This is a genomic window from Sideroxyarcus emersonii (assembly GCF_021654335.1).
GTDB lineage: Bacteria > Pseudomonadota > Gammaproteobacteria > Burkholderiales > Gallionellaceae > Sideroxyarcus > Sideroxyarcus emersonii.
In genome coordinates this window covers 1,746,826-1,765,485 of sequence record NZ_AP023423.1, presented here as the reverse complement: position 1 = coordinate 1,765,485, position 18,660 = coordinate 1,746,826, and the positions used below count along the sequence as shown (strand labels likewise).

The 18,660-nt window shown below is 61.6% G+C and carries 19 protein-coding genes; 12 read left to right on the top strand and 7 right to left on the bottom strand.

Annotated elements, in window-relative coordinates:
* Window positions 1-196: 196 nt before the first annotated feature.
* Entirely contained in the window at window positions 197-667 is a 471-nt protein-coding gene (locus L6418_RS08585; RefSeq protein WP_237246512.1) for a group 1 truncated hemoglobin, read from the bottom strand.
* Window positions 668-900: 233 nt separating this feature from the next.
* Window positions 901-1,236, bottom strand: coding sequence for a hypothetical protein (locus L6418_RS08580; protein ID WP_237246511.1), 336 nt, complete (start codon window positions 1,234-1,236; stop codon window positions 901-903).
* On the opposite strand from L6418_RS08580, the gene L6418_RS08575 reads away from it, so the two are divergent.
* Complete coding sequence (locus L6418_RS08575) at window positions 1,235-1,621, top strand: hypothetical protein (protein WP_237246510.1); 387 nt, start codon at window positions 1,235-1,237, stop codon at window positions 1,619-1,621. The two genes, L6418_RS08580 and L6418_RS08575, sit on opposite strands and share 2 nt — an antisense overlap.
* A gap of 22 nt (window positions 1,622-1,643) precedes the next feature.
* Here the strand turns inward: L6418_RS08575 and L6418_RS08570 are convergent, their stop codons facing one another.
* Together L6418_RS08570 and L6418_RS08565 are read right to left on the bottom strand one after the other, a co-directional pair.
* Window positions 1,644-2,303 (bottom strand): isoprenylcysteine carboxylmethyltransferase family protein, encoded by a 660-nt coding sequence (locus L6418_RS08570; protein ID WP_237246509.1) that lies wholly within the window; start codon window positions 2,301-2,303, stop codon window positions 1,644-1,646.
* A 102-nt stretch (window positions 2,304-2,405) separates the two neighbouring features.
* A complete protein-coding gene (locus L6418_RS08565; RefSeq protein WP_237246508.1) occupies window positions 2,406-2,825 on the bottom strand; it encodes a YkgJ family cysteine cluster protein in 420 nt (139 codons plus the stop codon).
* A gap of 202 nt (window positions 2,826-3,027) precedes the next feature.
* Here L6418_RS08565 and rsgA point away from each other — a divergent pair, with 202 nt between their 5' ends.
* The 5 genes from rsgA (at window position 3,028) to L6418_RS08540 (ending at window position 8,100) form a co-directional block, all read left to right on the top strand.
* On the top strand, window positions 3,028-4,083 hold the full coding sequence (gene rsgA / locus L6418_RS08560; RefSeq protein ID WP_237246507.1) for a ribosome small subunit-dependent GTPase A: 1,056 nt from the start codon (window positions 3,028-3,030) through the stop codon (window positions 4,081-4,083).
* 147 nt (window positions 4,084-4,230) lie between these two features.
* Window positions 4,231-4,716, top strand: coding sequence for a Crp/Fnr family transcriptional regulator (locus L6418_RS08555; protein ID WP_237246506.1), 486 nt, complete (start codon window positions 4,231-4,233; stop codon window positions 4,714-4,716).
* An 81-nt stretch (window positions 4,717-4,797) separates the two neighbouring features.
* The gene (locus L6418_RS08550; RefSeq protein WP_237246505.1) at window positions 4,798-5,682 is read left to right on the top strand and encodes a hypothetical protein; all 885 of its coding nucleotides are present in this window, start codon (window positions 4,798-4,800) and stop codon (window positions 5,680-5,682) included.
* A 39-nt stretch (window positions 5,683-5,721) separates the two neighbouring features.
* On the top strand, window positions 5,722-7,089 hold the full coding sequence (locus L6418_RS08545) for an EAL and HDOD domain-containing protein (protein WP_237246504.1): 1,368 nt from the start codon (window positions 5,722-5,724) through the stop codon (window positions 7,087-7,089).
* 57 nt (window positions 7,090-7,146) lie between these two features.
* Window positions 7,147-8,100, top strand: a complete 954-nt coding sequence (locus L6418_RS08540; protein WP_237246503.1) for a pilin — start codon at window positions 7,147-7,149, stop codon at window positions 8,098-8,100.
* A gap of 27 nt (window positions 8,101-8,127) precedes the next feature.
* Here the strand turns inward: L6418_RS08540 and L6418_RS08535 are convergent, their stop codons facing one another.
* On the bottom strand, window positions 8,128-8,925 hold the full coding sequence (locus tag L6418_RS08535) for an ABC transporter ATP-binding protein (protein WP_237246502.1): 798 nt from the start codon (window positions 8,923-8,925) through the stop codon (window positions 8,128-8,130).
* Window positions 8,926-9,170: 245 nt separating this feature from the next.
* Here L6418_RS08535 and L6418_RS08530 point away from each other — a divergent pair, with 245 nt between their 5' ends.
* Window positions 9,171-9,890, top strand: coding sequence for an EI24 domain-containing protein (locus L6418_RS08530; protein WP_237246501.1), 720 nt, complete (start codon window positions 9,171-9,173; stop codon window positions 9,888-9,890).
* Window positions 9,891-9,922: 32 nt separating this feature from the next.
* Window positions 9,923-11,413 carry an aminoacyl-histidine dipeptidase gene (locus L6418_RS08525; protein ID WP_237246500.1) on the top strand — a complete coding sequence of 497 codons (1,491 nt, stop codon included), beginning with the start codon at window positions 9,923-9,925 and terminating at the stop codon, window positions 11,411-11,413.
* A gap of 68 nt (window positions 11,414-11,481) precedes the next feature.
* Here L6418_RS08525 and fliD read toward each other — a convergent pair whose 3' ends face one another.
* Entirely contained in the window at window positions 11,482-12,303 is an 822-nt protein-coding gene (fliD, locus tag L6418_RS08520; protein WP_237246499.1) for a flagellar filament capping protein FliD, read from the bottom strand.
* 222 nt (window positions 12,304-12,525) lie between these two features.
* Between fliD and L6418_RS08515 the strand changes: the two genes are divergently transcribed.
* A complete protein-coding gene (locus L6418_RS08515; protein ID WP_237246498.1) occupies window positions 12,526-12,867 on the top strand; it encodes a hypothetical protein in 342 nt (113 codons plus the stop codon).
* Between the two features lie 11 nt (window positions 12,868-12,878).
* Here the strand turns inward: L6418_RS08515 and L6418_RS08510 are convergent, their stop codons facing one another.
* A complete protein-coding gene (locus L6418_RS08510; protein ID WP_237246497.1) occupies window positions 12,879-14,735 on the bottom strand; it encodes an ABC-F family ATP-binding cassette domain-containing protein in 1,857 nt (618 codons plus the stop codon).
* A 273-nt stretch (window positions 14,736-15,008) separates the two neighbouring features.
* Between L6418_RS08510 and L6418_RS08505 the strand changes: the two genes are divergently transcribed.
* The 3 genes from L6418_RS08505 to L6418_RS08495 all read left to right on the top strand — a co-directional run bounded on the left by L6418_RS08505 (window position 15,009) and on the right by L6418_RS08495 (window position 18,631).
* Complete coding sequence (locus tag L6418_RS08505; protein WP_237246496.1) at window positions 15,009-16,325, top strand: enoyl-acyl carrier protein reductase FabMG; 1,317 nt, start codon at window positions 15,009-15,011, stop codon at window positions 16,323-16,325.
* Window positions 16,326-16,496: 171 nt separating this feature from the next.
* Window positions 16,497-17,660 (top strand): diguanylate cyclase, encoded by a 1,164-nt coding sequence (locus tag L6418_RS08500; RefSeq protein WP_237246495.1) that lies wholly within the window; start codon window positions 16,497-16,499, stop codon window positions 17,658-17,660.
* Between the two features lie 11 nt (window positions 17,661-17,671).
* Window positions 17,672-18,631, top strand: coding sequence for a TraB/GumN family protein (locus L6418_RS08495; RefSeq protein WP_237246494.1), 960 nt, complete (start codon window positions 17,672-17,674; stop codon window positions 18,629-18,631).
* Window positions 18,632-18,660: the final 29 nt, after the last annotated feature.

The window sequence follows — 18,660 nt, the reverse complement described above, 5'->3', positions numbered from 1 at the left end:
TTTCTGGTGCAATGCGCTACGCTTGTTGCACCTTGCGTCACTGAGTCATGCTCCTGTAGCGCCGATAAAAAAGCGGCTTGAGGTGGATTCCTCAAGCCGCTTTTAATTTGCAACCTCTGCTCGACGTGTACGTTGTCCTCTTGTGGGATCAAATCGCTTTCGGCCGAGTTGCTGCGCACCGGCGTGCCGGCGTTCATTACTTGCCGAGAACATCCTTGCGTGTGCTTTCGGCGATCGCGGCGCACTGGGCGATCAGGTGTCCGGGCACGTTAAGTTCCTTGAGCGTGCCGCCCAGGTGCTCCATCACTGCGTCGAAATGGGAATCGTTCAGGCCCTGCTTGACCAGGTGCGCATGGCCACGGCGCATGTCTTCCCCGGTGTATTTGTGCGGACCGCCGAATGCCATGGTCAGGAAAGCTTTTTGTTTGGCTGCTTGCTTGTCCATGTCGACACCAGCAAAGAAATGGCTGATACGCGCATCTTTCAGGACCTTGCGGTAGAAGATGTCGACCGCAGCATTAACCGCTGCTTCGCCGCCGAGCTGTTGATAGATGGATTGCCCGGATGCTACGGCTGGTTGTGGTTTGCCGGCCAGCAGAATCATCAAAGCCAAAAGAATGAATGGTAAAAACACAAATATCACTACCCCGAAGCTTCCCATTGCCATACTCTCCATAGATAAAAATTGATTTGATTTGCCGTTGACGGTTCTTTTACAGCGGCAGGGGAATGCTAAATTAATTCGCCCTTAAAACATATATTAAAAATACATTATTTGACGTAAATTTAACAAGTAGGCGATTGGGATACTCGAGAATAGGGCGGGGAGCCAGTGTGAAAGGTGGCAGAGTAGAATTGTTTGCAGTGGGTCGGAGTCAATCAATAACCAAGGAGTGATCATCATGGGAAGCAAAGACAAGAGGAAAGAATCAAAGGGCAAGAAACCGCAACCCAAGCCGGTACCGGCAGGGAAGTGATCGCGAGCCAATGCAGTCGCATCGCAATTGTTTTACTCATCGCCCGCAAGGGCGATTTTTCTTTGGGAATGATCGGGAGCAGCTCGCGTTTCAGGAACGGTAGTGCGCAACCGTGGTCTGATCGCTTGATACTCAGGGTCGCAGAAGCACCGCAGGCAATAGGGTTGAATGAATATCTGCACAGGTACACAGTGCAACTCATGGGGTTGGTTTGAGAGTTACCTTTTGACCTGATCCACTTCAACAGGAGGTCCATCATGTACTCACCTGTCACTATCCCTTTTGGGGCGAAGATGCTTTTCAATACGGTCACGATCAAACCCGGTGTGGCTTTCGAGGATGTCGAGCTGGCGCTGGCCGAGATGTGCAATGTGGTGAAAGACACTTACGGCGGCGACAAGGGCGGCTTCATCGCCGGCCAGGTTTACGAGTTCTCGGGTTTTGTTTCGGACGAAGGCTCGTTGAGCGATTCCAGATCGGCGGAAAAGCACATTGCGATCGTGACCTACTGGAAGTCTTTCGAGGAGCATGAACGGTCGCATGCCGACAAGGCATTCAAGGACAAATTCGCGGCCTTGGCCAGGCTGTGTGTCGAGAGCAAGGAGCTGGGTTACGACATGCTCTGGCAGGGTGCGCTGGAATAGGTGCTTGAAGGCTCAGACTGCATTAATCCGCAGCATGCGTATTCAACAGCGCCTCGGCTTCCTCGGCCGTGAGCGATTTCCACGGCAGCGGTATCAGGCCGGGTACGCGCGCCATGTAGCGGCGGTAAGTGTCGCCGTGATAGGCCAGCAGTTTCTGCTCTTCCAGCCGCGATCCGATGATGAAATACAGCGTGATGAACACGCTCGATAACAGCGTCGTCGCGTTCATGTCGCGCGTCCACACCAGCACCAGGCCGAAGAAATACCAGGGGTGCCGCACGTGGCGGTGGAACGGGGAGAGGTGGAAGTGCTCCTGATCCTCGACCTTGCGGACGTCGAGCCGCAACTGGCGCAGGCCGAGGAATTCCTGCATGTCGTAGCTCTTGAGACTCAGCCAGAAGCCGAGCAGCGCGGCCAGCGCCAGTACGTTTGTCAGCCACGCTGCGGCGCCCTGCCAGCGCCACAACAGCGGCCCCGGATCGCGGTAGGTGAGCCACAGGATCGGCAGGATCAGCAGCGATGCCAGCAGGTTGAAGGTCAGCCGGTAATACGGCATCAGCCTGGGCCAGGCGGCGGCAACCCGGCGCTTCACCGCCAGCGATGCCAATGCGGAGTGCAGGGCGAAGTACGCCAGCCAGCAAAGCGACAGCAACACAAGGTCCCGCCAGGCGGTTTCATTCATGCGATGGCACTGCCTTTCTTCCCTGCACCGGGGATGAGTGGGGTGGATTCGTCCGGCCCCATTTGATTGGGAGCCTTGCCCATTATGTTGGCAAAACTCCGGCTAATGTTTCTTCTTCTTGCCTTTCTTTCCTGATCCTTCGCTGCTCTTTGCCTTGTCCCAGTGCTTGAATTTCTTTTTGCAGTATTCCAGCAATTCGTCGTAATTCTGGAAGTGCAGTTCGAAACCTTCTTCGCGCGGGGCATCGAACTCGCAATAGTCGTTGCTGTGCTTGCGGCAGATGTGGGGGCGGGTGTCGTAGATGCCGCAGCGGCCGTCCGCCTGCAGGTGGGTGCAGCGGCTATCGAACAGCAGGTACCAGGTGCCTTCATCGCGGAAGGCGTGGACGCCCCGGTGCGACACTTGCCAGAGCAGGTTCGAGAAATCCTTTTTGGTGCGCGGGGTGCTGATCGGCTGGGTAATGTAGGTGCAGCAGGTTGCGCCTTTGCAGGAGGCGCATTTGTTTTCCGGGGTGTGGTTCATGTTTGCTACGCTGATGGTTGATTCTGGCGATGTTGCGTCAGTTGGTTTTGACAGGCAATGCTATCAGTTTTTATCGCCGGCCAATGGTGAAACACAAGAGACCGGGCCGAATTGTCCTAGAATTGGCGGGGGCATCGCATGGGGCCAGCTCATATCGACCGCAAGCGCGATGTGCTTTCCTGAATCACGGGGCGAACTCACCATGGAATTGATCGAACTCGGTCTGGATGATTGGTTTGAAAAGCAGGCAAGCCGGCTGTGCGGGGCAGGCCTGTGCCTGGCCCGGGTGACTGCAGTGGATCGCGGTCGCTATGTCGTCCGCAATGAACACGGCGAAGTGCCTGCCGAGCTGACGGGCAAGTTCCTGCATGCCGCCGCCTCCTCGCTGGATATGCCTTGCGTGGGCGATTGGGTGTGCGTGCAGTACCACGATGCGGAGTCGCATGCGAGCATCCATGATGTGGTGCCCAGGCGGTCTTTCCTGCGGCGCAAGTCTCCCGGCAAGAACATCGATTTCCAGATGATCGCGGCGAACATCGATGTGGCGTTCATCGTGCAGTCGTGCCATTTCGATTTCAATGTGCGCAGGCTGGAGCGCTACCTGGTGATGGTCAACGAGGGGCAGATCGAGCCGGTGGTGCTGCTGACCAAGACGGATCTGGTCGGCGCGGCGGAGCTGGAGCGCATGCTCGCCAACATCCGGGCGGCAGGCATCACGGCCCGTATCCTCGCGCTCAGCAATGTGACGGGCGAGGGGGTGGAGCAGGTGAAGCAGCTCATGCTGCCGGGCAAGACCTATTGCCTGCTCGGCTCGTCGGGCGTGGGCAAGACCACGCTGATCAACCAGCTGTCAGGCCATGATGTGCTGGAAACCGGCGCAGTCAGCGGCACGGGCGAAGGCAGGCACACCACCACGCGCCGCCACCTGGTTGCGCTGGACAACGGCGCGCTACTGATCGACATGCCGGGGATGCGCGAGCTGGGAATCCTGAGCGCGGGCGAAGGGCTGGACGACAGCTTTGCCGACATCAAGGCGCTTGCCTCGCAGTGCCGTTTCGCCGATTGCAGCCACGGCAACGAACCGGGCTGCGCGATCCGCAAGGCGATCGAAAGCGGCGAGCTGAATGCGGAGCACTACCGGAGCTACCTGAAGCTCAAGGCCGAGTCCGATTTCAACGAGATGTCTTACGTGGACAAGCGCAAGAAGGACAAGGCGTTCGGGAAGATGGTGAAGACGGTGTTGAAGCAGAAGCGCTGATGAGATAATGAAAAAGTTCTTTCCGCGGGTCGCCAAAATGCCTGAGACTCAAGGATAATGCGTGCAGCATTGCGCCGGCATGATGGCCTGATATTGAATGTCGCATCAATTGTTTCACCGATTAACATGAAGAGGAGGAATTGAGTGATGAGCGAAGTCGCAGATTACAAGGTGGTCCGGAATTCAACGGTGGGAAGCGAGCTGACGGAGGAGAAGGCCAAGCTGCTGGCGGCGAAGATGGGAGTGCGCCGCTTGAAGGATGGCGAGTTGCTGGTGAGGGAGGGCGAGGCCGATCAGACCCTGTTCATCCTGGCCGCAGGCAGGCTTACCGTGATCAGCAAGGATGCCGATGGGACGGAGCAGGTGGTCTATACCATGAAGGAAGGCGAGTGCGCCGGTACCCGCGCCTTCGTCGAGCAGTCGCCGCGCAAGGCGACGCTGCGTGCCGTGGGCGATTCCACCGTCTATACGCTGGCCCCGGCCGACTTCGAATCGTTGCTCGATTCCGCCCCACGCGTGGCCTTCCTGGTGATGCGTGCGCTGTTCCGCGTGACCCATGCCAACCTGTCGCGCATGAACCAGGAGACCCGGCAACTGGCGAACTACATCAACAAGACGCAAGGGCGTTATTGAGCCTGGTGCGGGGAAACAAAGGGCCGGGCAACCAGCATCATTCCGGTCAATCACAATGAACAAGACTCAGGGAGTTCCAGCATGTTGATGAAGATGACGCGTTCCGCGATTTTGATGTTGTTGGCACTTGCGCCGTTGGGCGCCAAGGCGGATGCGGCGATATATTGCCGGCTCAAGGGCGGTTCGCTGGTGCCGTTGCCGGCCGCGGCTTGCGCGATGGAAGGCGGGACGCCGGTGAACGCGGTGGTTACGCCGGCCGATTCAGCAGCGGTTCCGGCCGCCGTGCCTGCGCCTGTACCAGCGGCCGCACCTGCGCCTGCAGCCGCAGCGGTGAAAGAAAGTGCAGCGCCGCTGCCACCGATCGGCGATCTCAATCTCGATCAGGCGCAGAAGGTGGTGGTGGATATATTGGACAAGGGCCTGCCGGCAACGGCACGCAAGGTGCCGGAGAGCCTGGAGCGGACGGCAAGGTTCGACGGATGCCGCCTGGTGGTGGAAGAGAAGCTGCACATCGAGTTCGGCAATCTCATCACTTCGTTGAAGGATTTCAAGATCGATTCCGCGGTCGATTTCCGCACTGTCGGCCGCGATGCGTTCGGCTCGATGGGCAAGGTGTCTTCCAAGGCGGGCGATCTCGGCGGCGAGGCGATCTATTTTGAAGAGCCGAAGAACAAGGCCGGCAACAACATCGGCATCTCGGTGGCCATCCGGATCAAGGGCGACTATTCGAAATATACGACGGACCGTTCGTTTGTCGCCCTGGACGGACCGAACGACGATTACTGGATCGCGGACGAGTACGGATATCCAAGGGATACCATCATGGGTACGCCGGCCAGGGACAAGATCCGCATACTTTACCTGATCAATTCCCCGGACGATGCGGCAAGGCTGGCGGGCGCCCTGGACAAGGTCGGTGCGATGTGCCGGGCACAGCCGGGCGAACCGGGCGCTAAAAAGGATTAACGGGTCGGTTCCAGCCCATACCGCAGAGGAAGACAGCCGATGCTCGAATCGATACGCCGCATGCTGGGAGGCTCGCCGAAGGAGCCTACGCCGCAGGATTCCTTCCAGCAGCTGAACGCCGTGGCGCCGCTGCGCCCCGCGCCGGAGGCTTCAAAAGAGAACGTACACAAACATTCGTCCTTCATCTGCCGCGAGGCGATCCTCGACCGCAACGAGCGCATCGCGGGTTACGAGTTCGCCTTGGGGCAGAGCGTGCAGTCGCGCATGATGGACAAGAGCGCGGTGATACGGCGCGTGTATGACGATGTCATGCTGAACAATCTGGCGCCGCTCGGCGTGTCGTCGTTGCTGGGCGAACGCAGCGCTTTCATCCGCCTGTCGGCGGAGTCGCTGAAGAGTCCGCAACTGGCGGCGCTGGCCAACCCGAACACGGTGATCATGATCGCACCGCGGCCCATCGCCGAGATCGACCGGATCGAGTTACGCGCCAGCCTGGCGCATATCGAAGCGCTGGGCTTCAGGCACGGCTGGTCGATCAACCAGCCGCGCCCCGAATATGCCGAATTCCTGCACCGGGCCGACTTTATCGAGATCGACCCCGCTTTGCTCGACGGCATCCAGCTGAAGGCGATGATCGCCGAACTGCGTGCCGCCAATGCCGGGCAGAAGCTGATCGCCAGCCGGTTGCAGACGGCGGACGATTTCAAATACTGTTTTGAGCGCCGCTTCGATTACTTCATGGGGCCGTTCGTTTCCAGCCGCGAGAACTGGCATCCGACGAAGAGCGATGTCGATTACCTGCGGGTGTTCCAGGCGCTGGAGATGATACGGTCCGGTGCCGAGTTCGATGCCATCGCGGAGTGCCTGCGCACCGATCCTATCCTGACCTTCAAGCTGCTGCGTTATATCAATTCGCCCGGTATTGGCCTGCAGCAGAAGATCAACGAGATCCAGCAGGCGCTGCTGTTGCTCGGACGCGACCGCTTCTACCGCTGGCTGTCGCTGCTGCTGTTCGACAGCAAGAAGCCCGGTTACCACGAGAACGTGTTGCGCGAGCAGGCGCTGACGCGCGGGCGCTTCATGGAGACGCTGGCCGGGAAAGGGCGGGTGCCCGCGCATGCCGACCAGCTGTTCCTGGCCGGCCTGTTCTCGCTGATGAACGTCATGCTGGCGCAGCCGCTGGACCAGGTGCTGAAACAGGTGGCGCTGCCGGAAGCCGTGGCTGCGGCACTTCGGGGCGAGCCCGGCGCGATGCGCGATGCGCTGATGCTGGCGGTTGCGGTCGAATCGGGGGAGGGCGAGATGGCTGCCGCTGCGGCGCAATGCGACGTGGACGCAGCCGAGGTGGCCGGCCTGATGATCGAGGCGCTGGCCTGGGCGCAGCAGATCGCGGCGGTCGGCGAATAGGGGAAACAACGCGATAGTCTGCCGTTATCCGGTTTTCGAGTCTGATAGGAGGGAATCATGTTTTGTCCCGAGTGTGGAAGTTCGAATGACGATGCTGCGAAGTTCTGTATCAAGTGCGGTGCGGCGCTTGCGTCGACCAGTCAGGCTGCAGCCGCGCCGCGTGCGAATGATGACGGACCGGCAAGCGATGAGGAGTATTACAAGGCCGTTATCGGTCCCGCCAACCAGGACTATTACCTGGACCGTTTTCTCCGTTTCGATGACGAAAGAAAGATCAGCCCGACCTGGAACTGGCCGGCTTTTCTGGTGACCTTCTACTGGCTGCTCTACCGCAAGATGTGGGGGCTCGCCGCGATCTACTTCCTGCTGCCTTACGCGCTGTGGCTCGTGTTCTGGATCGTGGGGGCGGTGGCCGGCGGCGCGGTCGGTTTCGTGGTCAGCCTGGGCTATTTCGGTTATCTGGCCGCGGCCTTTATCGTGATCCCGATGTATGCGAACGGGCTGTATTACAAGCACTGTCAGAAGACCATCGCGGCGGTGCGTGCGACGACGCAAGGCACGCAGAGGCAGTTGGGCGAGCTGGCCGGCAAGGGCGGTACGAGCCGCGCAGCGTATGTCGTCATCCTGGTCGTCGTCGGCATTGCCGTCATCGGGATGCTGGCGGCCATCGCCATTCCCGCTTACCAGGATTACACGGCGAGGGCGCGCATGGCCCAGGCGATGCCGGTAGGCCGGGCGGCAACGGCCTATGTCGACAGTTATTTCGACCAGTATCGCTCGACCCCGAGCAACCTGGATGCGGCCAATTTCATGGCATCGTTGCCGCCTGCGGTGAAGGCAGTGACCATCGATCGCCAGACCGGCACGATTTCCATCACGATGCAGGGAAACAAGGCGATCGAGGACCGGTCGCTCAGGTTCGTGCCCACGCTGGCGGGAGGTGACCATTTGAGCTGGCGCTGCATGAGCGAGCAGATCGACAGGCGTTACCTGCCGCAGGATTGCAGGTAGCAGGGCGCGCTGCGTCGATGCGGCGCGTCAGCCTTTGCCGATCAATTCGTCCGGGTACGGTTTGCTGGGATAGTGGAAGGGCACCGGGCCGTCCGGCTGGGCGTGCAGGAACTGGCGCACGAACGGGTCTTGCGAGCCGATCATCTCGCTCGTTTCGCCCTCCGCCACCACGACGCCGTCGTGGATGAAATAGATGTAGTCGACGATCTTCAGCGATTCCGCCAGGTCGTAGGTCACCACCACGGATGAGATGCCGAGCGCATCGTTCAGCTTGCGGATCAGGTTGGCGATGGTGCTGAGGGAGATCGGGTCGAGTCCGGCAAAGGGCTCGTCGTAGATGATCAGCGCGGGGTCGGTGGCGGTCGCCCGGGCCATGGCGACGCGGCGTTCCATGCCGCCGGAAAGCTGGCTCGGCATCAGCTTGTGGGCGTTGCGCAGGCCGACGGCCTGCAGCTTCATCAATACCAGGTCGCGGATCACCTCTTCCGGCAGGTTGGTGTTCTCGCGCAACGGAAAGGCCATGTTCTCGTATACCGACAGGTCGGTGAACAGGCCGCTGACCTGGAACATCATGCCCATCTTGAGGCGTAGCTTGTACAGCTCGTCGTTGCTGAGTTCGTGCAGCACCTGCCCCATGAATTTGACGCTGCCCCTGGAAGGGTGCAGCTGGCCGGTGAAGTGGCGCAGCAAGGTGGATTTGCCGCTGCCGCTGGCGCCCATGATGCCGACGACCTTGCCGCGCGGGATGGTGAGATTGATGCCTTTCAGCACCGCGCGTTCGCCGTAGGCGTGGTGCAGGTTGTCGACTTCGAGCAGGTTGTCCATGATTCAATGCCGGGTTGGGTTCTATGCGGACATTCTCACATGGAAGGGGCGGCAATTGAAGGGGGACTCTTCATGTTGCGAACGGCACAGGCTTGCGTGCGTTCACCGCAGCCTGGCAATCAGGTTAGAATCGCCGCAGTTTTCGCGGCAGGTGGAGGCGGGCTGCGGGGGATCGATGAGCAGACGCCGCCGCGATCTGGACGACACGAATTTTCCGGGACACCGTATTTACTTTACCCATCCACATGAATAACGTTCTTTTCGCACTCATCCAGGCACTCAAGACCCTGTTCCATCCCAGGATGCTGTCGCTGGTGCTGTGGCCCATGCTGGTGGCCATCGTACTGTGGGCGGGAGCGGCGATGTTGTTCTGGAGCAATTGGGTCAACGACATGACCGGCATGATGCAGGCCACGCCGCTGGAACAATGGATGGCGCAGGGTTACTTCGCTGTCGCATCGCATTACCTGATCGTGATCATCCTGCTGTTGCTGCTGCTGCCGTCGATCTATGTCACCGCGCTGTTGATCACGGCGATCTTCGCGATGCCGATGATGGTGAACCATGTCGCCGGGAAGTATTACCCGCGGCTGGAGCGCAAGCAGGGCGGTACCAATGCCGGCAGCATCGCCAACGCGCTGGTCGCCATCGCCGTGTATTGCGCGGGCTGGGTGCTGAGCCTGCCGCTGTGGCTGTTCTCGCCGCTCGCGCTGCTGTTGCCGCTGGTGCTGATGGCCTACCTGAACCAGCGGCTGTTCCGCTATGACGCGCTGGCCGAGCATGCCAGCAAGGAAGAATATGCGCAGGTCATGGAACGTGCCTCGATGAAGCTTTACCTGCTCGGCCTGATCGTGGCCCTGCTGCAGTTCGTGCCGGTGCTCAACCTGTTCTCGCCGGTTTATGTCGCACTGGCGTTCATCCATCTGTGTCTGACAGAGTTGAAAGAACTGCGCCAGTCAGTATAGAGTGCGATGCGTTTTTAATTTGGTGTTCCGTTATGGCGATGACTGATGTTCTGGCTAACCTGCAACCACATACTGTTTGGGCGCATTTCGCCGCGTTGTGCGCGATCCCGCGGCCCTCGCTGCATGAAGGAGCGCTGCGCCAGTACCTGATCGAATGGGCGCATGCCCGCGGCATCAAATCCCTCGTCGACGATGCGGGTAACCTGATCCTGAAGAAGCCGGCGAGCCCCGGCTGCGAAACATCCCCCGGCGTGATCCTGCAGGGCCACCTCGACATGGTGTGCCAGGCCAATGCGGGCACGGTGCATGATTTCGAACGCGACCCGATCAAGCCGCAGGTGCGCAACGGCTGGGTGATCGCGGAGGACACCACACTGGGGGCGGACAACGGCATCGGCGTGGCGCTGGCGCTGGCGGCGCTGGAAGAGTCCGGCCTGGTTCATCCGCCGCTGGAAGTGCTGCTCACCGTGAACGAGGAGTCCGGCATGGACGGCGCACGCGGGCTGCTGCCCGGCACCTTGCACGGCAGGCGCTTGCTCAATCTGGACACCGAGGAGTGGGGGCATTTCTATCTGGGCTGTGCGGGCGGCGTGGATGTGGAAGTGAGTCATCCGTGCGTGCTGGAGGCGCTGCCGTCCGGCTATGTGTTGTGGCGGATGGAAGTGAGCGGATTGCGCGGCGGCCATTCCGGCATCGACATTCATCGCGGGCGCGGCAATGCGATCAAGCTGCTGGCGGACGCGCTGCACGACCTGTCGGAGCCTTTCGACCTGCACCTGGTGGAGATGGGCGGCGGCACTGCGCGCAACGCCATCCCGCGCGAAGCTTATGCGGTGTTCGCCGTGCCCGCGGCCGATACCGCGCTGCTGGAGGCTTGGGTGAAGGACGAACGCGAGGTGTGGCAGGAATGGTTCGCCGAGAGCGAGGACAACATTGCGCTGGCATGCAAACCCGTTCCTGCGGCGACCGCAGCCGGGCAAGCGGATGCTTTCAGGGCGATTGCGCGCGCGGATCGCGACAACCTGCTCGGTTTTCTCGACAGTGCCGAGAACGGTGTCGCGCGCATGAGCGACGATTTCCCCAGCGTGGTGGATACCTCGAACAACCTCGGTGTGATGAGCCTGGCGCAGGGGCAGTTCCGCGCCACTTTCAAGGTGCGCTCGTTGCACGACGAACGTGCCGATGCGCTGGCCGACAAGCTGATCCTGCATGCGGTCAGTTATGCGCTGCGCGCGTGGAAGGACGGCGCCTATCCGGGCTGGATGCCGAATCCGTCGTCCAGCCTGCTGGCGTTGTGTCAGCAGGTTTATACCGCCGAGTTCGGCCGTCCCGCCAGCCTGCAGGTGATCCATGCCGGCCTGGAGTGCGGCCTGCTGGCGGCCAGCCATCCGCATCTGGATATGATCTCCTTCGGTCCGGACATCCGCGGTGCGCACGCCCCCGGCGAACGGGTGGAGATCGCTTCCGTCGCGCGCTGCTGGCAGTTGTTGAAGGCGGTACTGCAGGGGTTGGCCAAGGGCTGATCTCGTCACTGCGGCGATTCCGCAACGCCGCGCATCCAATCCGCTATCCGCAGCCGGTCTTCGCGCTGTCAGCCGAACAGCGCCGACACCATCGTGTATTCGTTCAGGGCCTGGAATACCAGCTGCAGGTTCGTGCTGCCCGACTGCGAGGCGGTGGACAGCAGGCTGTCGAGGTTCAATTGCGGCGGCAGGAAACTGTTGGTGAGGAGGCCGGTGATCGAGGTATTGCCGGTGGACATCAGCGCGGACAGCGAAGAATACTGGCTGCTCGACTGGGCGATGAAGCTGCTCGCCAGGTCGTTGAAGGCACTCGCGGCCTGGGATAGCAGCGTGAAGGCGCCTGCCGCATCGGTGTTGAAGGCCGACAGCAGGGTGTTCTGGTCGACGCTCAGGCTGCCGCCCCCGCCGGCAAGCAGGGAAGGCTGGAACGTGATGCCGAGCTGCGACAGATCGGTCAGTGCCGAGCCGCCATTGCTGTAGCCGGCCTGCGCCTGTGCGTTGAGCGACTGCACCAGGCCGGATGCGCCCGGAACGTTGCCGCCCAGCAGGTCGCCGGTGTTGTTGACGCTGGCGATGGCGCTTTGCAGGTTGTTGTAGGCGTCGACGAAGCTTTGTGTCTCGGCGGTCAGGCTGGCAAGGTCGCTGCCGCCACCCGCGCTGCCGCCGGGCAGCAGCGGGTGCAATTGGTCCTGAAAGGTGGCCGTGGCGGATAGTACTTGCCCCAGACCGGAAAGCCCGACGAGGGTGGAGGTGTTGCTGAACGATCCCGGTGTAGACAGGCTCAGCTCGGACGCCAGCAACTGGTATGCCGGATAGGTCGACGAGATACCGCCGTACGAACCGTAATTGAACACAGGTGCATAGGCGTTGACGCCCAGTAAAGGATCCATTGCGATCTCCCCGAAACAGCGTGAAGGAAAACACCATGAAGCTCGTGAACAGGCCCCGGTGGGTTTGTTCGCACGGATTAGAATAGACCGGAATGGTCAAAGTTTCCTGTCTAAAAATGATTTCATGATCCAGGTATCGGCATGGGAATTGCACGGGCGGCGCGATAGCCCGGCTTCCGGATTGAGGCATAATTTGCCGGACTCTTCCGTGGGAGCCATTCCATGATCCAGCTCGACAACGTCTTGCCTGCCTGGGGCAGGCCGGAATTCGAGGCATTGCTCAAACAGGAACTGGCGCGGCAGGCCGCGCAGTTACCGTTGCAGCAGGGACTGTCGTGCAGCAGTTCCGTGGCCGACACGCCGATCACGGCGGTGATCCTCGGCATGGCCGATCTGGGCGGTGCGATCCGCGTGAAGGCCGGGATATTCTACGAGGGGCTGATTGGCGGCTGCAGTTGTGCGGGCGATCCCACGACCGACAGCGAGTACACCGAGTACTGCGAGGTGCAGCTGGATATCGACAAGTCGACCGCAGTCGCTGCGGTGCTGCTGCTGGCGGAATAGCCAGCAGCAGCTCAGCCGGCTTGTTCCAGCGCCATCTCCAGTTCCAGCCAGCTCTCCTCCAGCTCCGCCACTTTCGCTGCCAGCCGCGCATGTTCGGCATTCAACTGGTCCACTTTCGCGCGGTCCGGGTTTGCATAGGTGGCTGGGTCGGCCAGCTGCCGGTCGATGGCGGCGAGCTCCGCTTGCGCCGTAGCCAGCGCGGTCTCCAGCTTGCCCTGTTTCGATTGCAGCGCCTTGCGGTTGGGCCTGGGGGCGTTCTGCGATTTCGGTTTTTCCGCCTGCGGCTGTGCGGCCGCTTCGCGCGGGCGGCGGTTCTCGATCCAGCTCTTGTAGTCTTCCAGGTCGCCGTCGAACAGCTTGGCTTCGCCATCGGCGACCAGCCACAGCTCGTCGGCCACGGCGCGGATCAGGCTGCGGTCGTGCGAGACGATCACCACGGCGCCGGTGTATTCCTCCAGCGCGATGGTGAGCGCGTCGCGCATGTCGAGGTCGAGGTGGTTGGTGGGTTCGTCGAGCAGCAGCAGGTGCGGCTTCTGCCAGGCCAGCAGCGCGAGCGCGAGGCGGCTTTTCTCGCCGCCGGAAAAACTCTCAACCGGGCGGTCTTCGCTGTCGCCGGCCAGGCCGAAGCGGCCGAGGAAGCTGCGCAGCGTGAGCATGGTCTCCTTGGGCGCGATCTTTTCCATGTGCTGCAGCGGCGTGGCATTGCCGTCGAGATTCTCCAGCTGGTGCTGGGCGAAGTAGCCGATGCGGATATCGGGCGTGAACTCGAGCTTGCCGGTGGTGGGCTGCAGTTCGCCCACCAGCAGCTTGATCAGCGTGGATTTGCCCGCGCCGTTGGGGCCGAGCAGCGCAATACGCGCGCCGGCGCGCAGCACCAGTTCTATGTTCTTGAAGAGCGTCTTGTCGCCATAGGCGAAACCCATCTTCTCCGCCCGCAGCAGCAGGTCCGGGCTGCGTTCGGGCGCTTCGATCTCCAGTTCGAAATGGCCGTCGGTGACATGCACCGGCGCGATGCGCGTGATGCGGTCCAGTGCCTTGATGCGGCTCTGCGCCTGCTTGGCCTTGGTGGCCTTGGCGCGGAAGCGGCGCACGAAGTCTTCCAGGTGGGCGATCTTGTCCTGTTGTTTTGCGAACGCCTGATTCTGTTGCGCGATGCGCTCGGCACGGGCGCGCTCGAAGTCGTCGTAGTCGCCGGTGTAGGTGTCTATGGTCTTGTCGTGCACATGCGCGATGCGGTTGACGCAGGCGTTGAGGAACTCGCGGTCGTGCGACACCAGCAGGATGCTGCCGGGGTAGCGCGCTAGGTATTGTTCGAGCCACAGGATGGCTTCGAGGTCGAGGTGGTTGGTGGGCTCGTCGAGCAGCAGCAGGTCGGCGCGGTGCATCAGCGCACGTGCCAGGTTCAGGCGCATGCGCCAGCCGCCGGAGAAGCTGGCGACGGTGCGCTCCAGCGTGTCGTTGGCGAAGCCCAGCCCGTTCAGCAGTTGCGCGGCGCGCGCCTTGGCGCCGTAGCCGTCGATGGCCTCGTAGCGGTGCTGCGCGTCGAACCAGGCGGCGTCGTGGTTGTCGCGCGCCAGTATTTTTTCCAGCTGGCGCAGTTCGGCATCGCCGTCGAGCACGAATTCCAGCGCGGGCAGGTCGGAGTTGGCGATCTCCTGCTCGACGAAGGCGATGGTCTTGCCGGACTGCATGGCGATCTCGCCGCCGTCCGGCTTGATCTCGCCGCGGATCAGGCGGAACAGCGTGGATTTGCCGCAGCCGTTCTGGCCGACGAGGCCGATGCGCTGGTCGGCGAAGGCTTGCAGGTTTACGTTCTGGAGCAGCGGGATGCCGCCTTGCAGGTAGGTCAGGTTCTGGATGTTGAGCATGGATGCGATGATAGCAGAGCGGGGCGGCGGCACGTCCGCCTGCGCTGCCAGATATTCCTGACAATTGCAATCGGCTTCCGGGCTAAATGTGAAGAGTGCGGCAAGACGCCGTGAAATCAAGGAAAATCACGGCATGCAGGAACGGTCCATGCCTGAAATAGTTTTTCCAAGTGAACTAATTTATCCGCGGGTGTTCTGTACAATGGCGTTCTTGCTGAAGGAACGCACAAAGATATCGTTTTGCAACATTCATTAAATCGGAGTCCATATTTTATGAAAGCCCCCATTCCTCTACGCGATGTTCCGCAGTCCAACATTTTCCGTAAAGGCGATGTATTCGTATTGTTTGGCGAACTGTTCGGCCGCGGCTATGCCAACGGCCTGGTCAACGAGGCGCGCAAGGCCGGCATGACCATCGTCGGCGTGACCGTCGGACGCCGCGATGAGAACAATGCGCTGCGTGCCCTGAATGCAGAGGAGCTGGCGACCGCCGAAGCCAATCTGGGCGGCCGCATCATCAATGTGCCGCTGATGGCGGGTTTCGATCTGGATGCGCCCGCAGGCGAACCGACCCCGACCGACATGCTGGGCGAGATGACGCTCAAGAGCTGGCAGGACGACAAGCTGGACTGGGCGCACATCGAGAAATGCCGCGCGGCGGGGGTGAAGCGTTTCAAGGATTCGGTAGCGCAGGTGATGGCAGAGCTGGACAAGTCGATACCGGACGGCAGCAATGTGTTCTTCGCCCACACCATGGCCGGCGGCATTCCCAAGGTGAAGGTGTTCCTGGCCATCGCCAACCGCATCTACAAGGGGCGCGGCGAGCGTTTCCTGTCTTCCAGCGCGCTGCTCAACAGCGATCTGGGCAAGCTGATCCTGATGAACTTCGACGAAGTCACCGCCAATACTTTCCAGCACCTGATCGACGGCAGCGCGGCGATCCGCGCGCGCGTGGAGAAGACCGGCGGGCAGGTGCGCTACACGGCCTATGGCTATCACGGTACCGAGATCATGATCGACGGCGGATACCAGTGGCAGACCTACACCAGCTACACCCAGGGCAAGGCGAAGATGCGACTGGAGCGCATCGCGGAAGCCGCGTGGCAGCAGGGCATCAAGGCCACGGTATTCAATTGTCCCGAGATCCGCACCAACTCGTCGGATATCTTCGTTGGCGTCGAGCTTTCGCTGTTCCCCCTGCTCAAGGCACTGAAGAAGGAGCAGGGCGGGGCGTGGGCGGAGGCGCAATGGCAGGCGTGCCGCGAGGTGTTGCTGGAAGGGCAGTCGCTGGAAAGCCTGTTGCAGAAGATCGATGACTACAATGCCAGCAGCGTGATGCAGCGGTTCCGCGATTTCGCTGCGTGGCCGATGGATAATTCGGCCGAGCTGGCCGATATCATGATTGGCACTTCGGAAGAAATCACCAAGATGCACAAGAGCCGCGATGCGCTGGTGACCGACAAGCTGAGTGCGCTGGTGCTGGAAGGAACCGGTCCGCTGATGTTCCACGAAGCGTCCAATCCTGCCGGGCCGGTGCTGTGGCTGAACCACGATGTGATCGCCAAGCAGCTCAACATGATGCATCGCTGAAGCGGATCGACGGGACAAGCGGAGTGCCGGCCCTGTAGTTCCACGCGGCCGGCATGAAAGATTGCTCCGGCAGTGCCTCCTGCAGGGGCACCGAAAATGTATCAAGGATGAACAAAGATGGGAGCCGCTCCGGGCTGTTGCTCCCGCTCGAAACGATGGTCTTGTAACTTCATGAATCTGGATGCGCGCACCCTGCTGTTTTCGCTGATCCTGACCAATGCCATTATGGTGTTGAGCCTGTTTGCGGCCGCGACCAGCGCCAAGGGAGATGGCAGGCCCGACGGCATCGGCAAATGGGCCGCCGCGATATTGCTGGAGACGCTGGCCTGGGTGCTGATCGCAATGCGCGGAACCCTGCCGGACGCCATTTCGATCATCGTTGCCAACGGGTTTGTCGCCGCCAGCTATGCGCTGATGCTGGCGGCCATCTGCGAGTTCCAGCAGCGCAGGCTGCCGCACTGGCAATATTGGCTGCCGATCGTCCTGGCGCTGCTGGTGGCGACTCTTCTGCCCGACGACATACGCAGCCGTTTCATCTGGGGCGGCTGCGTCTACGCCTTGCAGATGGTGCTGATCGCCCGGGCCCTGTGGTCCGACCAGGCGACGCGTGCCGGCCGCGCGTGGCGGTTGCTGCTGGGCGGTTTTGCCGTGCTCTTGCTGGTGCTGGCGCTGCGCGCCAGCGTCGCCCTGACGGGAGGAACCCTCCTGTCTGTCCCGCAGAACGGCGGTACCCCGCACTGGGTCCAGATCGTCACGTTCGTCGCCCTGATGGCGACATCATTGCTGGGGTCGATCGGTTTCCTGCTGATGGTGAAGGAGCGTGCGGATCGCGAAGTCATGCATCTGGCGATGACCGACAGCCTGACCGGCGTGCCGAACCGGCGCGCCTTGATGGAGCATGCCGAACGGGCATTGTCCCTGCGCCACAGCCGCCATCTGGCATTGCTGATGATCGATGTGGACCACTTCAAGCGGATCAACGATGCCCACGGCCATCCGGCCGGCGACGAGATCCTGCGCCAGGTGGCGGGCCTGCTGGCGGGGCGCTTGCGCGGCGGCGACCTGGTGGGGCGTTATGGCGGCGAGGAGTTCTGCGTGGTGGCGCTGGATACGGATGCCGACGGCGCGATGAAGCTGGCCGAATCGCTGCGGGAGATCATCGCGTCCGCTGTGCTGGGCACGGAGTATGGCGATCTGTCGGTCACGGTGAGTATCGGCGTCTCGTATTGTTCGACCGACACCGAGCGGGAGTTGAAGGGCATCCTGGCGGAGGCCGATGCGGCGCTCTACACCGCCAAGGCGAACGGCCGCAATCAGGTGGTCCGCCTCAATTGACCGTGCTGGCCATGCCGAACCGGATTCGTATCGCTCTTCTGGTGTGGCTGGCGGTTTTTGCACATGCGCTTTTCGCCGCGGACGAGAGGGCTTGCCCGCCCGCTCCTGCGCAGCCCACGCCCGAGATGATGCAGGCTGCGATGCGCGATGCACGCGACCACGGCTTCCTGTGGCGCATCACCAGGGATGGCCATACTTCCTATCTGTACGGGACGATCCATGTCGCGGCGTTCGACTGGATGTTCCCCGGGCCGGGCGTGCTGCAGGCCCTGCGCTCGACCGACACGATGGCCCTGGAACTCGACATGCTGGACCCGGACATCCGGGAACGCATGGCGAAGGGCATCAAGTCGATGCGCAGCCCGGCATTGCCGAAACCCCTGTTGCAACGTTTGCAGCGGCAGGCCGCAGCGGCCTGCATCCCGTACGGCGAGATCGCCGGGTTGCCAGTCGAATTCCAGATCACTGCGCTGACCCTGGTGGAGGGACGCCGGGAAGGGCTGGAAGCGGCCTATGCCATCGATGCGGTGCTGGCGGGGATAGGGCACGGTGCGAAGAAGAACGTGGTGTCGCTGGAGACGCCGGAAGCCCAGTTGCGGACGCTGCAGATGCAGGATCCCCGGGATGCGGTGGCGTTCGTCGAGGATGGACTGGAGGAGATCGAGAGCGGCCGTACCCGGACCGGCTTCCGGCGTATCGCCAGGGTCTGGGCGGATGCGGATTACGACGAGCTGGCGCGTTACAGTGAGTGGTGCGACTGCCTGAACACCGAGATCGAGCGCAAGGAGATGCGGCGCCTGCTCGACGAGCGCAATCCGAACCTGGCCGAACGGATCGACAGCTTGCACGCCAGCGGGAAGCGGGTGTTCGCCGCGGTGGGCAGCCTGCACATGTTCGGGCCGACGGGTTTGCCGGCGCTGATGGAGAAGCGCGGCTACCGGGTGGAGCGGATGGATTTGAGGTCGAAGTGAAGCGCATATTGCGGCACAATCCGCACTGG

Excerpts from the sequence above, each read along its gene's own strand:
- L6418_RS08545 (WP_237246504.1), top strand. The coding sequence starts at position 5,722 with ATGCTCGAATCGATACGCCGCATGCTGGGAGGCTCGCCGAAGGAGCCT.
- L6418_RS08585 (WP_237246512.1), bottom strand. The coding sequence starts at position 667 with ATGGCAATGGGAAGCTTCGGGGTAGTGATATTTGTGTTTTTACCATTC.
- L6418_RS08530 (WP_237246501.1), top strand. The coding sequence starts at position 9,171 with ATGAATAACGTTCTTTTCGCACTCATCCAGGCACTCAAGACCCTGTTC.
- rsgA (WP_237246507.1), top strand. The coding sequence starts at position 3,028 with ATGGAATTGATCGAACTCGGTCTGGATGATTGGTTTGAAAAGCAGGCA.
- L6418_RS08565 (WP_237246508.1), bottom strand. The coding sequence starts at position 2,825 with ATGAACCACACCCCGGAAAACAAATGCGCCTCCTGCAAAGGCGCAACC.
- L6418_RS08505 (WP_237246496.1), top strand. The coding sequence starts at position 15,009 with ATGAAAGCCCCCATTCCTCTACGCGATGTTCCGCAGTCCAACATTTTC.
- L6418_RS08540 (WP_237246503.1), top strand. The coding sequence starts at position 7,147 with ATGTTTTGTCCCGAGTGTGGAAGTTCGAATGACGATGCTGCGAAGTTC.
- L6418_RS08525 (WP_237246500.1), top strand. The coding sequence starts at position 9,923 with ATGGCGATGACTGATGTTCTGGCTAACCTGCAACCACATACTGTTTGG.
- L6418_RS08550 (WP_237246505.1), top strand. The coding sequence starts at position 4,798 with ATGTTGATGAAGATGACGCGTTCCGCGATTTTGATGTTGTTGGCACTT.
- L6418_RS08580 (WP_237246511.1), bottom strand. The coding sequence starts at position 1,236 with ATGATGGACCTCCTGTTGAAGTGGATCAGGTCAAAAGGTAACTCTCAA.
- L6418_RS08500 (WP_237246495.1), top strand. The coding sequence starts at position 16,497 with ATGAATCTGGATGCGCGCACCCTGCTGTTTTCGCTGATCCTGACCAAT.
- L6418_RS08515 (WP_237246498.1), top strand. The coding sequence starts at position 12,526 with ATGATCCAGCTCGACAACGTCTTGCCTGCCTGGGGCAGGCCGGAATTC.
- L6418_RS08495 (WP_237246494.1), top strand. The coding sequence starts at position 17,672 with ATGCCGAACCGGATTCGTATCGCTCTTCTGGTGTGGCTGGCGGTTTTT.
- fliD (WP_237246499.1), bottom strand. The coding sequence starts at position 12,303 with ATGGATCCTTTACTGGGCGTCAACGCCTATGCACCTGTGTTCAATTAC.
- L6418_RS08570 (WP_237246509.1), bottom strand. The coding sequence starts at position 2,303 with ATGAATGAAACCGCCTGGCGGGACCTTGTGTTGCTGTCGCTTTGCTGG.
- L6418_RS08510 (WP_237246497.1), bottom strand. The coding sequence starts at position 14,735 with ATGCTCAACATCCAGAACCTGACCTACCTGCAAGGCGGCATCCCGCTG.
- L6418_RS08555 (WP_237246506.1), top strand. The coding sequence starts at position 4,231 with ATGAGCGAAGTCGCAGATTACAAGGTGGTCCGGAATTCAACGGTGGGA.
- L6418_RS08575 (WP_237246510.1), top strand. The coding sequence starts at position 1,235 with ATGTACTCACCTGTCACTATCCCTTTTGGGGCGAAGATGCTTTTCAAT.
- L6418_RS08535 (WP_237246502.1), bottom strand. The coding sequence starts at position 8,925 with ATGGACAACCTGCTCGAAGTCGACAACCTGCACCACGCCTACGGCGAA.